Genomic DNA, 13295 nt, shown 5'->3' with positions numbered 1-13295 from the left:
CACAATACAGGCGTGTCTTGAATTTCTTAACGTGATCGTGAAGTATTGAGTTAACCTTTGTATTCAGTTTGTGACCAGGTGTTTTATTGTGATTGATCTACGTCGGTTGCACGTGTTGAGAGCAGTGGCACACTATGGGACGGTCTCAGGAGCGGCCAAGTCTCTACACATGTCCACTTCGGCTGCCTCCCAACAGATCCGGCAACTTTCCAAAGAGCTCGGTGTGCCGCTACTTGAGCCCATCGGCAGGCGCATCAAACTCACCTCGGCTGCCCAGATTTTGATGGCTCACGCCGATGCGATTGAGGCTATGTGGAGGCTGGCTGAAGCCGAGATCGAAGCCACTGAGGGCGAGCCGTCAGGCATCCTGCGTTTGTGCGGATTTCCCACCGCTACCGCGACGCTCTTGGCCCCACTGGCGCAACGGGCCTCCCGCGAGTACCCATCCTTGGAGTTGCGGCTACGGGAGGCCGAAGCCGAAGAGAGCTTCGATCGGCTCTTTGCTGGCAGCTCCGACCTGGCCGTAGTCGAGGCCACGACCGATAGCCCGCCGCTCGATGACATCCGTTTTGACCAGCAGCCCCTTTTTTACGACCCGTTTGACCTGGTCGTGGCTCCTCGCCATTGGGCCGGGGACGAAAAGGCGGTCGCTTTGCGCAGTCTCATGCGCGAGGGGTGGATTATCGGGGTGCCCGGGTCGGTGCACCGTCAACACGTGTTGACCGCATGCACGAACGCGGGTTTTCGTCCCACGATCGCTCACGAGGCCCGTGAATGGTCTGTTGTGGCCGCGCTTGTCGCCCACGAGTTGGGTGTCGCGCTCATCCCCCGACTAGTTGACTTGCCGCCACACTTGGAGTTGTGTCGGATTCCCATCACTGGCCCCCACCTTCCCTTCCGCCACTTTCTCACCGCGACGTTGCGTGGGGCCCGCAACCGGCCCAATGTGTCCGCTGTCCTGGCCATTCTCGATGAGCTGGTGAGCGAAGCGGCTGTCATCGGCACCTGAGCCGCGCCACGCGCCACACCGCCTCTGACGTGCCAGGAGAGGTATTGCGCCCTGGGGGCCATTTCGTAGGCTAGCCTTTTCCACATGGACACATACGCAGGCGGACCCGAGAGGTTCCGAACCCAGATCGGTTCTCTGATTCGCACCGCTCGGCGCGGGCAGGGAATGGAAAGCGCCCAATTGGCTAAGCGTGCCGGCGTCCCCATGTCTGTCCTGGAACACATCGAGCAAGGCGCTATAGCCTTGGACCCGGACGTCATTTCTCGGGTCTCGGCCGCTTTGGAGGCCGAGGCATCCGCACCCTCTTCTCCCACTCCAGTGCATCTGCGAGTGCATGGCGGGGTGACGCTATCGGGCTCCATCGATGTCAAGACCTCCAAGAACGCCGGGGTGTCCCTGCTGTGCGCTAGCCTGCTCACCTCCGGTACCACGACGTTGCGTCGAGTGGCCCGGATCGATGAGGTCAACCGCATTCTGGAAGTGCTCGCCTCGATGGGCGTGCAATACCGGTGGTTGGGCGACAATGGGGATTTGGAGATCACTCCCCCGGCAAAGTTGGACCTGAGCAATATCAACGCCGAGGCCGCCCGCCGTACCCGCAGCATCATCATGTTCTTGGGCCCGCTGCTCCATGATCACCCGCAGTTCGATCTGCCCTTTGCCGGGGGCTGCAACTTGGGCACCCGTTCGGTCGAGCCGCATCTGTCCGTGCTGCGACCCTTCGGTCTGGAGGTTGAGACCTCCCACGGCACCTACCACGCGTCGGTCTCTGATGGCACTGTCGCGCCACGCAAGATTGTCTTGACCGAACGCGGAGACACCGTCACCGAAAACGCGATCATGGCCGCCGCCCGCTGCCCAGGCGAGACCACCTTGATCAACGCATCACCCAACTACATGGTGCAAGATCTGTGTTTCTTCCTCGAGAAACTCGGCGTCAGCATCGAGGGCATCGGCACCACGACCCTCATCGTCCACGGACAACCCGAGATTGACGCCGATGTCGACTACGCGCTCTCGGAGGACCCTATCGAGGCGATGAGCCTCATCACCGCGGGGATCGTCACCGAATCTGAAATCAGTGTCTGCCGGGTGCCTATCGAGTTCCTGGAAATCGAACTCGCGCTGCTCGAGGAGATGGGTCTGGACTATCGACGGTCAGAGGAGTATCCGGCCGAGAACGGCCGCACACGGCTTGCCGACATCACCTTGTATCCCTCGACTCTGGTGGCCCGCGCTGACAAGATTCACCCGATGCCCTTTCCCGGGCTCAACATCGACAACCTTCCATTCTTCGCCCTTATCGCCGCCTGCGCCGAGGGCTCAACGCTCGTCCACGACTGGGTGTATGAAAACCGGGCCATCTATTTGGCAGAGCTCAACCGACTCGGAGCCGATGTGTCCCTTATGGACCCGCACCGGGTGCTGGTGGAAGGCCCCACCCGCTGGTCAGGCGCCGAGATTGTTTGCCCGCCAGCCTTGCGACCGGCCGTCGTCTTGCTATTGGCCATGCTGCGAGCCAAGGGGACCTCCGTGCTGCGCCATGTCAACGTCATCCACCGCGGCTACGAGCAGCTGGCCGAAAGGCTCGGCAAACTCGGGGCGAAGATTGAAGTCTTCCGAGGAGACTAAACACAGCTACATCTGTGGGCCCTCACGTAGTCGTGAGGGCCCACAGTGCTGCGGTAAAGGATGGACGACCTAGACACACTCACCCGGGTCAAACAGCTCTCTTTTTGGTGAGTGCGCAGGCGGAGCCTGCGTTCCTTCTTCACGACGGTGAGTCGACAGATGAGCGGAACTGACCACAGGAGGCCCTACCTCCATGTCGATATATCTCTATTATAGATGGAAAAATCACCGACGAGGAACCATCCACACTCGGCCGATCACACCGGCCCAACCCCTGCCCTAGGAAGGACGCTCGACACCAAATACGTTCGCCCCGCCCCTGGCCGCTGCCCGGCCGCGAACCGCTCACCCGGCCCGAGCCCATCCGTTGGCCACACCCCGGACACAAAAGCCGACAACGCCCCCGCGAAACCCCTGCCAACCAGTCTCAGGCCCGCACTCATCGAACCGGGACACGCCGCGCAGCGGCATCTTGCTTAAACCTCGCTGCCGATATATATTTGCGAAAACGGTGAGAGGAGAGGAAACATGCTTAAACTGGCCATATTGGGATTCCTCAGCGACTACCCACTCCACGGATACGACCTCAAGACCCGAGTCGCCGCCCTAGCCGGACACGTGCGGCCCGTCGCAGACGGAACCCTCTATCCGACCATCAAGCGCCTCGACGAGGCCAACTACCTCACACGACGCACCGCACCAGGCTCGGTGGCCGCCCCCCGCCACATGCTCGAAATCACCCAAGAAGGCACCAACCAACTCCGTCGATGGCTGCGCGACCCCAAGCCGGTCTTCATCACCGACGACAATCGCTGGTATGTGCTCCTGGCCTTTCTACGCCACCTGGACAACCCCCGCGAACAAGCACTCGTACTGCAAAAACGACTCGCATTCCTCTCCACCCCCGCAGTTTTGTTCATGGACGAACACGGCCGGGCCCAAGACGCCGAGGACATCACCGACCCCTTCCGGCTCGGTCTGCTCAGCATCCACCGCTCGTCCAACCACGCCGAACACCGTTGGCTGGAGAAGACCATCGAAGAACTCAACAACCGGGCCGGGTACTGACAGGCCTGGCACACATGAGGCACACTTAGCACGTGTCACTTTCATCACGTCCACCGCGACGCCGACTCACACCCCAGGCGCTACGCCGCCCAGTCGGCCCCTATCCCGTGCTCGCTGGCGCGACGCCGCTGGCCTTCGCACACCGTGGCTGGTCCGACTCCCAGGACGAAAACTCACTGGCCGCCTTTCAACGCGCCGTCGACGCAGGATGCTGGTTCATGGAAACCGACGTCCACGTCACCGCCGATGGCGTGCCCGTGCTCTTCCACGACAAAACCCTGGAACGCATGACCGGCGACCAGCGCCCCATCTGCGAGTTCACCTGGGCACAACTGCGTACCATCACCATCGCCGGGAACCCCCTCGTGCCATCCCTGGCCCAAGCCCTCAACTCCTGGGACGATGTTCGCTGGAACCTCGACCTCAAAGTAGACGCCGCCGTAGACATCACCCTCGAGACCATCCGACGCAGCAACGCCTTCGACCGGGTCCTCGTAGCATCGTTCTCTGATTGGCGCCTCCACCGCGCCCGAAGACTAGCCGGGCCCCGCCTGGCCACGTCCATGGGCCTAGGCGAAGTCGCCCGCCTCTGGATGGCCTCTCGCGGCCGCACCGGTTGGTGGGGATTCGTGCGCAATGTGCCCGCCGTGCAAGTGCCTGCCCGATCCGGTGCCGTGCGCGTGGTCACTCCCCGTTTTGTCGACTGGGCCCACCGACTGGGGATTCAAGTACACGTATGGACCATTAACGACCCAGACACCATGCGTTCGCTACTTGACATGGGTGTCGATGGCATCATGACCGATGACCTTGCCGCACTCACCCACGTCTACCACGAAAGAGGCCATTGGCCGGTGCCGCTCCACCCACCCAAAACGCCCGATTCCAGCTGACCGCCCGCTGCCACCGCAGAGGCAGTACGGTCTTACCGGATCTACTCGACAAAGCATCACCCGCGTAGGCACCACCCGATTGCTCGCCCTGCGAACTCGGCAAGGACTCGGTTGGGCCACTCCAGTGAATGCTCTGCGCTAGACCCGTTCCCAACCACCATGACAACGTAACCGTCCGCTTCGGCCCGCCCCACAACCTTTTCGCCCACTTTTCGACTCGCCCAGAAAGTCACGACGTGTCCCCCATAGCCAACACGCACTCCACTCGCCGCGAACGCGTCGGCTGGTACGCCTACGCCCTTGCCGACCAACCGTTCGTCACGACCGTGATGACCGTGCTCGGCACCATCTACCTGACCCGGCTGGCAGGCATCGCCGCCGGTTGCAACCCCGACCAAGGCGGCTGCGCCGACCGCCAGGTGCCGGTCTTGTGGTTCGACATCCCCATCGGGTCACTATGGGCGTATACGACATCGGTATCGGTGCTTTTCGCGGTGGTGATGCTGCCCATTGTCGGCACGATCGCCGACCGCAGCCCCAACAAAAGACGACTATTGGTCTTTTTCGCCGTCATCGGCGCGCTGTTCATGTTCTCGTTTGTCTTCGTCGGCATTGACTCGGGGAACTACCTATTCGCGGCGTTCTTGATTCTGGGGGCGAACATCTTCTACGCGTGCGCCTCGGTCGTCTACGACTCCTACCTTCCGCAGTTGGCGGGACCCGCCGACCGGGACCGAGTCTCTAGCATCGGCTGGGCTGGCGGATACATCTCCGGTGGCGTGTTCCTCATGCTCAACCTATTGACGCTCAATCTGGCCGAAGCTCAAGGCATCAACCCACTCATCGCAGTCCAGTATGGAATGGCTGCCACCGGCATCTGGTGGATCGCCTGGACGATGTTCACACTTTCCCGCCTAGAGAACCGCCCGCTGCTGGAATCGAAGTTCACCGACTCGGGCATGGTCAAGGGCTCCCTGAAGGAACTCAAGCAAAACTTCTCTGAACTGAAGCGCTACCCGTACACGTTGCTGTTCCTGGGCGCGTTCCTGCTGTATTCGGACGGCATCTCCACAGTGATTGCCCTGTCGAGCACCTATGGCGACCAAGAGCTGGGCCTGAGCACCGATGTACTCGTGTTGACGATTCTCATCGTCCAGTTCGTCAACTTCGCCGGAGCCCTGACTCTCAAAGCGATCGCAGTGCGCATCGGCGCGAAAAAGACGATCCTGCTGGGCCTCATAGGCTGGTCCGGCGTCGTCTTGGCGGCTTTTTGGATGCCCGCCGGGTCACCAGGGTGGTTCCTAGCCCTCGGTGTGGCCTTGGGCATGGTCATGGGGGGCACTCAGGCCCTGTCACGTTCGCTATTTAGCCAGCTGATCCCCGAGGGCCGCGAAGCGGCCTACTTTGGCATCTACCAAATCGCCGACCGAGGCACCTCGTGGATCGGTCCACTCGTCTTCGGTGTCATCGTGCAGATGACCGGCAGTATGCGCGCCGGGATCTTCGCCCTACTGGCCTTCTTCATCCTCGGTTTCATCCTGTTGGCGATGGTGCCCATTCGCAAAGCCATCGAAGCCGTGGGCAACACCCCACCGGCGAAGGTCTAGGTGCCAACCCGCACATAGCAGAGGTGGCCCGCACCGGTGCGGGCCACCTCCCGCGTGCGCTCAGGTGGCGCGCCGCCACTAAGCTCGACGCCCGTGACAAATTTCAGTGGTGCACAGGATTTCGGGGCCGGCCAAGTGCCTTTGCAACCGGCTACAGGTGTCGCGGCCCATCAACGCCCGGCCGCCCGTTTTAAGTTCTTCTATGGCCCCATGGACTGCGGAAAGTCCACTCTGGCTCTGCAAATCCACTACAACCACACTCGCCAAGGGCGACGTGGGCTTCTGTTGACCGCCCACGACAGGTCCGGACACTCACAGGTCACCACCCGCATCGGACTGAGCAAGGACGCACACCTGCTCAGTGACGAAGAGGACGTCCTAGCCTTGGCACGGTCCTTGGACGTGGACTACATCATCGGCGACGAAGCCCAGTTCTACTCGATCCCACAGATAGAACAGCTGGCGACTCTCGTCGACGAACACGGAGTGGACTGCTACGCCTTCGGCTTGAACTCAGATTTCACCTCGACCTTGTTCCCCGCCAGCGCGCGTCTGTTCGAGTTGGCCGATGAGGTGTGTCGTTTGCAGGTGGAGGTGTTGTGCTGGTGTGGGGCTGCTGGGCAGTTGAATGGGCGTGTGTTCCGAGGTGATTTGGTGCGGCAGGGGCAGCGGGTCGTCATCGGGGATACCGATGAGGGCGAGTTGCACTATCAGGTGCTGTGTCGCAAGCACTATATGCGCGGTGAGTTGTCCCCCAATGTGGGGAGTTAGCTGGCCGGGTTCGTGGTGGTGTCCGGAGTCCACCGGCCCTTTGAGGTGGCCAGACGTAGGGTTGTGGGCGGCTGGTGCTTGTGTGTGGTTGCCTGCCGTTGCGACGTCGGCGGCGATTGTGGGTAGAGTTGACGTGGCCTGTAGCTAGTCTTGTGTCACATTCATGGGGTCGGATGCGGGCGAGATGACGCGATATCGGTAACACTTGAGGGACGTAAGCCTCACTTGCTGGGAAGATGGTGAGTTGGGCCGAAACGTCAGGTGCGTCGACTGTGAGATGGTCGGGGCCGGAAACATTTCGGCTGTGTGCGTCGTTGAACTCTGAGCACGGTCAATGTCGACGCGCTGGGTTGATGGCTACAAGGGGAAGTGCAGGGATAATGGGCGAGCGAATGCTACGCGGCAGCCGACTTGGGGCTGTCTCCTACGAATCTGACCGCAATACCGAACTGGCTCCGCGCCAGTCTCGGGACTTCGTGTGTCCGCAGGGTCACCGTTTTGAGGTGCCGTTCGCGGCCGAGGCGGAGATCCCGGCTACGTGGGAGTGCCGGCTTGACGGTTCGGTCGCCAAGTTGGTCGACGGCGAGGAGCCGCAGACGAAGAAGACGAAGCCTCCGCGCACCCACTGGGACATGCTGCTGGAGCGCCGCTCCATGGAGGAGCTGGAGGAGATTCTCAACGAGCGCCTGCAGGAGATGCGGGCTCGGCGCGGTGAGTCATAAGCTAGGACTTCGGGCCTGAGGCCCGGGTCGATGTAAACATCGGTTGGGCCCCGAGAGCATGCTCTCGGGGCCCAACCGATGTTTAGTTCTTGGGTGGGTCCTCGCCTTCGATGCGGCGGGGGTCTTCGGCGGGTTTGCGGATGGGTGGGTCGTCGTTGAGGACTTCCCCGTCGATGATGTCCTCGCCTAGTGGGGTGTCGCGGCCCGACCGGTTGCGGTTGATGATGGTGGCCGGTGAGGGCAGCATCGCGCTGATGTAGAGGGCTAGTTTCTTGAAGAGGAATCGGGTGGGCGGCAGGATCAGCAGCAACCCGAGCAGGTCGGTGACGAATCCGGGCACGATGAGCAGGATTGAGCCGACGGTGGCGAACCCGGATGGCATGTGGCTACGGGGGTCTTTGCCCAGCCGGTAAGCTTCCTGAAGCGTGCGCAGGGATTTCATTCCCCATATGTTGATGAGGATGACGCCGAGCACGCTGGTGCCGAGGAAGAGGACGATGGTCCAACCCACTCCCAGGCCCCATACGGCGAGCACGACGAGCGCGAATTCGGCGATCAGCCACAGGGCGAATGAGAGGCGGATGGGGTAGCTCATGCGGCCGGTGAAGGTTCGTCCGGGCTGTCCGGATCGCGTGCGTGGGTCTGTCATGGTTCCCATTGTGCCACTTGAGGGTTGTTGGGGTGCAATCCTGCGCGGTCTGGATGGGGGCAGTTGGCACTGCGTTTGCGCTGTGGCCTGTGTCGACGGCGGTGGTTGTCACTTTTTTATCAGGCGTCGTAGCTGGTGCAGGCGATGGGTGAGGCCCCATCTGGTGACGTTACGGAGGGCTTCGACCGCGATCGTTCCGCTCATTTTGGAGGCTCCGAGGCGTCGTTCGGTGAACACGATGGGGACTTCGGTGACGATCTGACCTGCGGCGACGGCGCGGCGGGTGAGGTCGATTTGGAAGCAGTAGCCCACTGAGGTCACTGAGGTGAGGTCGAGTCGGTGCAGGCTGGGGATTTTGTAGGCGCGAAAGCCTGCGGTGACGTCGCGAATGGGCAGGCTGAGCATGAAGCGCGTGTACAGGGAGGCTCCGCGCGAAAGCAGCTCGCGGCGTTTGGGCCAGTTGACGATGCGTCCGCCGGGGATATAGCGGGAGCCGATGACGACTTCGCAGCCGTCGAGGGCGGCGAGCAGGCGGGGTAGGTCGGCTGCGTCGTGGGAGCCGTCGGCGTCCATTTCGACGACGACGTCGTAGTGTTGTTCGCGGGCCCAGGCGAATGCGGCCAGGTAGGCGGCTCCAAGTCCGGCTTTCTTGGCGCGGTGGAGTACGTGGACGGCCTTAGAGGTGCTGGAGAGGTCCTCGGCGATGGCTCCGGTGCCGTCTGGGGAGTTGTCGTCGACGACGAGGATGTCGGCCGCTGGCGCGTGTTCTCGCACGGCGGCGACGATGTCGGTGATGTTGTCGCGTTCGTTGTAGGTGGGGATGGCGACGAGGACTTTTCCGGGGTTGTAGGCCTCAGCCCCACTCTCTTCGGGTGGTGGCGTGTCGGTCATGTGTGGTCAGCCCTTTCCTGCCCGGCGATCTCGGGTGCGCACGGCGACGGTGTAGCCGAGTGCGATCAGGGCCAGTGCGACCATGATCATTTCGGGAAGGATACCCAGTTTCGTGGCGGGTGTGGTGGCTTCGCCCAGTTGGAGTGTCTGCGAGAGCGCGGCCGGGGTGTTGAAGGTGGTGGCCTGGGAGACGTTGCCGTATTCGTCGGTGAAGCCCGAGACGCCGACTGTGGAGGCCATGAGGCCGTGGCGGGCGTGTTCGACTGAGCGCAGCTGCACCATGGCCAGTTGTTGGGTGGCTTCGGCGTTGTTGAAGGTGGCGTTGTTCGTTTGCACGGCGATGATTTCGCTGCCTTCGCGGACTCCTTCGGCGACCAGGCCGTCATAGGCGACTTCGAAGCAGATGATGCCGGAGATGGCGGTGTCGGCGACGGGGATGACGCCTGGTTGGTCTCCGGGGGTGAATCCGGCGACGGAGTCGAGGCCATCGGCCATACGTTGGTCAATCCATCCGGCGATGGTGCGAAAGAAGTCCTTGGCGGGAACGTATTCGGCGAACGGCACCGGATGCTGTTTGGAGTACATGTACCCGGGGCCGGTGACGGGGTCCCATACCAGGCTGGCGTTGTGCAGACCGTCTTGGTCACGGACGATGCCGCCAACGACGATGGGCGCGGCGATGGCTTCGGCCGCGCGGGAGATCTCCTCGTAGGCGTCTTCGTTGGCGATGGGGTCGATGTCGGAGGCGTTTTCGGGCCATACGACTAGGTCGGGCCGGGGGATCTCTCCGGCGTCCGCGCGTTGGGCCAACTCGATGGTGCCTTGGACGTGGTTGTCGAGGACGGCTCGGCGTTGGGCGTTGAAGTCCAGCCCGATGCGGGGCACGTTGCCTTGTACGACGCCCACGGTGATGTCGTCGCCGTCGGGGGCACTCAGGTGCAGCGGCAGCCACATGGGCACCACCATGAGGATCGCGGCGGTACCGGCGAGGGCCAGTGGTCTGGTGAGGGTCTGTGGGGATGGTTTGCTAAACCAGCGCCGCCTCCAGGCTGCGGTCAGGAGTGTTCCGGCGGCCAGCGCGGTGATGAAGGTGACTAGTGGCGCTCCGCCGAGCCAGGCGGCGGCGACGGTGGGTGAGTCGGCTTGACTGAAGGCCAGTCGGCCCCAGGGGAATCCTCCCCAGGGTTGGCGGGAGCGCAGGGCTTCTTGCGCGACCCAGGCTAGGGCGATGGCGAGGGGCCATAGGGCGCGGTGGCGGTCGATGAGGCCGCTGGCGGCGGCTAGGGCTAGGCCGATGAGTCCTAGGAAGACCGCTTGCAATGCGGAGAGGAAGATCCAGGGCCATTGGCCCACTTGGGTGGAGGCCCATGACAACAGGGGTAGGAAGAAGGCGAGTCCGGCGACGAATCCGATGCCGAATCCGCCGCGTGGGCGCCGGCGGTGGACTGCTGCGGCCATGAGCGCCACGGAGATGGGGGCTAGGGGCCACCAGCCTATGGGTGGGAATGCGGCTACGAGGGCCAATCCAGCGATGATGGCGAGGGCGAGTGCTACGGGGAGTGTGAACCGGGGGCCGGGGGCGGCTTTGTTCGGCGCGGAGTCGGTGACCAGTGACGCCACGAGTCGGGGCAAGGGCGAAGGCGGTGGTTCACTGGTGGTCATTGGTCTCCTTGCGACCGGTGGGGATATCGGTTCGGGCACCACTGTAGCCGGTGGTCGTTTTTGGTCCCACTCCTGCTTGGTGCCGTTATGGGCCGGGGCTCGGTGGCGGTGTTTTTGGGGTGGTTTGGGGTGTGCGGCGAGGTCGAGTGGGGCGATTGGCGCCGCTGGGGGTTCACCGTTTTGTGGGCTGTTGGTGGATACGGCAAAGGGGCGCATGCCTCAGATGCATTGCGCCCCTCGCACGGGTTTCTCCCAGTCCCTGTACGGCCAGCGCATTCTCTGCGTTCGACAACGACCTTCGGACCAATTCGTGACCGTCAGGCTGAGCGGCAACGAACTGTTGTCTACTGATCGTTATCGGCAGCTAAGAAGGCGCTACCGGCGACTTGCTCGCCTCGCTCCGCCGACCCCCGCGATCTGGACCTGGCCGCCGGTGGCTTGCGGCCGCGAGCCACCGTTTGTCCAGTCTGCGTGGGAGAGAAACAAGTCGAGTCGCCCCCGAGTGTATTGACGTCCAGCAAAGCGCTGTTCGCCGTGGACTTACAAACGGTAAGCCCTCCCTATGGGGGGCTGTCAACCGGGTCCGCAAAACCCGTTCTACAAATTTATTCATCTTTACATTGTGGATTGTGTTTTGCCTGCGTAGCAACGTAATTCGCCGCTTGGGCCTCGCGTGAAAAGTGGCACGTTCGCTTCGGGCAAGCCCCCGCGCGGACCCTAATTTTGGTGTATGAGATGCCCGGAGGAGACTGTGGCGCCGCAACGGGGAGTGGCCACACTTTGGTCGGCGATGTCGGGCAAACCGGTGGCGTCGAGGCTGTCCTGGGCGATTTCCCAAGCCGCGAAATGTGCCCGTTGGCCGGGCATGATCGCCCCGGCGTCGTCGATGCCCAACGCCCTCCATCCGCCGCGAGTGGCGGCGGCAAACGCCGTGGCCATCCCGAGCCGCTGCGTCGGGTTGTGCAGATGAACTGCGGCGCGCACCCCACCCCAGGGGTCGATTGCCGTCACCGGCGAGTCTGAACCGAACGCTAGGGGAACACCGACTCCAGCCAAGCTGGCCAAGGGGTTGGCCTCGAGTGAGCGTTGCTTACCCAGCCGCGAGGCGTACATCTTCTCCAGCCCGCCCCAGGCCGCGTCGAACGACGGTTGCACTGAGGCGTACAGGCCATACTTGACCAGGCCGGCGATGAGGTCCTTGTCGACCATTTCGCAGTGTTCGACCCGGTGGCGGGCCAGCCGGATCTCCTCGACATCCACGTGGGCGGCCAGTTTATGGAATGCGTCGATGACCGTGGCCGTGGCGGCGTCACCGATCGAGTGAAACGCGGCGGGTAGGCCGAAACGACGGCAGTCGAGCAAATGCTCATGGACTTGGTCGGCCGTCAAGTACAGGTGGCCGCTGGTGGACTCCTCGTCGAAGTATGGTTCTTTCAGCGCCGCGGTGCGCGCGCCGATGGAGCCATCCATGTTCAAATCACCCCCGCATCCATAAGCTCCGAGGTCACGTGCTTTCTCAGCGGCGCACAGTTCGGCCCACCACCCGAAGACCGCTGGGTGGTCGCTGCGCTCACCGAGGGCGAGCAGCTGTTGGAAGTCCTGTTCGCAGTAGGGGTCGTCGGTGGAGATCGCGCACTCCACCACAGCAGCGACACCAAGGCTGGCGGCGTGTTTGAGTGCCGCCGAATTCCAACTTTGACGCAACGACAAGCCAACATGCCGGGTCAACAGGGAAAACGTGGCCCGGTGGGCGGCCTGACGCATAATGCCGCCAGCGTCGTAGCCGTCAAGTTGGGCCAGCTGCGGATGCGCGGCGACCAAGGACGGGGAGGCAAGGCCGATATGGCCGCAGGCGCGTGGAAAGTAGTAATCGCGCCCTCCTGCGGCGTTGACCAATTTCTCGGTCTCGGGGAAGGTCGCATCAGCCCAGGTGGTCTCGTCCCAGCCTCGCAGAATCACCGGGTCGCTTGGGGCGAGGGTGGCCGCGTGAGAGGCGACGATGTCGAGAAACGACTCCGCCGAGGTCGCCGCCGACAAACTCGGGTTGGATAGCTCCGATCCGGTGAACAGCATATGCGCATGGGAGTCGACGAAGGCCGGTGTCACCACGGTCGCGCCCAGGTCCACCGTGGTATCCGAGGCCGGGGCTTCGCTCGCCCGGCCAACCCAGGTGATGAATTCACCGGTGGTCTGGATGGCGTCGGCATCGCGGCTGACCGGACTCACCACCGACTTTGATCTCCACAGCGTCGTCTCAGCGCCAGAGGCGGCGTTCGGCGTCGCGGAAACATGTGGGGGAAACGTGGAATCAGACGATGCGCTCATGGCCTCATTATCTCTACCGCCCCTGCGCGTCCCACCCCGGACCGTCCTCACGCCAGTGGGGTGGGA

At 62.9% G+C, this 13295-nt stretch carries 11 protein-coding genes; 7 read left to right on the top strand and 4 right to left on the bottom strand.

All coding sequences use genetic code 11. The features are described 5' to 3' along the window. Window positions 1–88 precede the first annotated feature (88 nt). The 7 genes from JQS30_RS07780 to JQS30_RS07750 all read left to right on the top strand — a co-directional run bounded on the left by JQS30_RS07780 (window position 89) and on the right by JQS30_RS07750 (window position 7702). Window positions 89–1009, top strand: coding sequence for a LysR family transcriptional regulator (locus JQS30_RS07780; protein ID WP_213172785.1), 921 nt, complete (start codon window positions 89–91; stop codon window positions 1007–1009). Window positions 1010–1093: 84 nt separating this feature from the next. Beyond that, a complete protein-coding gene (locus tag JQS30_RS07775; RefSeq protein ID WP_213172784.1) occupies window positions 1094–2641 on the top strand; it encodes a helix-turn-helix domain-containing protein in 1548 nt (515 codons plus the stop codon). A gap of 528 nt (window positions 2642–3169) precedes the next feature. Further along, window positions 3170–3709, top strand: coding sequence for a PadR family transcriptional regulator (locus JQS30_RS07770; protein ID WP_213172783.1), 540 nt, complete (start codon window positions 3170–3172; stop codon window positions 3707–3709). 107 nt (window positions 3710–3816) lie between these two features. Beyond that, window positions 3817–4602: a glycerophosphodiester phosphodiesterase family protein gene (locus JQS30_RS07765; RefSeq protein ID WP_343076200.1), complete on the top strand. Its 786-nt coding sequence runs from the start codon at window positions 3817–3819 to the stop codon at window positions 4600–4602. A 236-nt stretch (window positions 4603–4838) separates the two neighbouring features. Further along, on the top strand, window positions 4839–6209 hold the full coding sequence (locus JQS30_RS07760) for an MFS transporter (protein ID WP_213172781.1): 1371 nt from the start codon (window positions 4839–4841) through the stop codon (window positions 6207–6209). A gap of 93 nt (window positions 6210–6302) precedes the next feature. Continuing rightward, a complete protein-coding gene (locus JQS30_RS07755) occupies window positions 6303–6980 on the top strand; it encodes a thymidine kinase (RefSeq protein ID WP_213172780.1) in 678 nt (225 codons plus the stop codon). Window positions 6981–7360: 380 nt separating this feature from the next. Next, entirely contained in the window at window positions 7361–7702 is a 342-nt protein-coding gene (locus JQS30_RS07750; RefSeq protein ID WP_213172779.1) for an RNA polymerase-binding protein RbpA, read from the top strand. Window positions 7703–7784: 82 nt separating this feature from the next. Here JQS30_RS07750 and JQS30_RS07745 read toward each other — a convergent pair whose 3' ends face one another. From JQS30_RS07745 to JQS30_RS07730, 4 genes are all read right to left on the bottom strand, one after another. Further along, window positions 7785–8351: an FxsA family protein gene (locus tag JQS30_RS07745; protein ID WP_213172778.1), complete on the bottom strand. Its 567-nt coding sequence runs from the start codon at window positions 8349–8351 to the stop codon at window positions 7785–7787. Window positions 8352–8459: 108 nt separating this feature from the next. Continuing rightward, a complete protein-coding gene (locus JQS30_RS07740; protein WP_213172777.1) occupies window positions 8460–9242 on the bottom strand; it encodes a polyprenol monophosphomannose synthase in 783 nt (260 codons plus the stop codon). Window positions 9243–9248: 6 nt separating this feature from the next. Next, window positions 9249–10904 carry an apolipoprotein N-acyltransferase gene (gene lnt / locus JQS30_RS07735; protein ID WP_213172776.1) on the bottom strand — a complete coding sequence of 552 codons (1656 nt, stop codon included), beginning with the start codon at window positions 10902–10904 and terminating at the stop codon, window positions 9249–9251. 717 nt (window positions 10905–11621) lie between these two features. Beyond that, complete coding sequence (locus JQS30_RS07730) at window positions 11622–13229, bottom strand: amidohydrolase (protein ID WP_213172775.1); 1608 nt, start codon at window positions 13227–13229, stop codon at window positions 11622–11624. Window positions 13230–13295: the final 66 nt, after the last annotated feature.

It is taken from the genome of Natronoglycomyces albus (assembly GCF_016925535.1).
Taxonomy (GTDB): domain Bacteria; phylum Actinomycetota; class Actinomycetes; order Mycobacteriales; family Micromonosporaceae; genus Natronoglycomyces; species Natronoglycomyces albus.
Note: the sequence above shows the minus strand (reverse complement) of the source record. Positions and strands in the feature narration are given on the sequence as shown.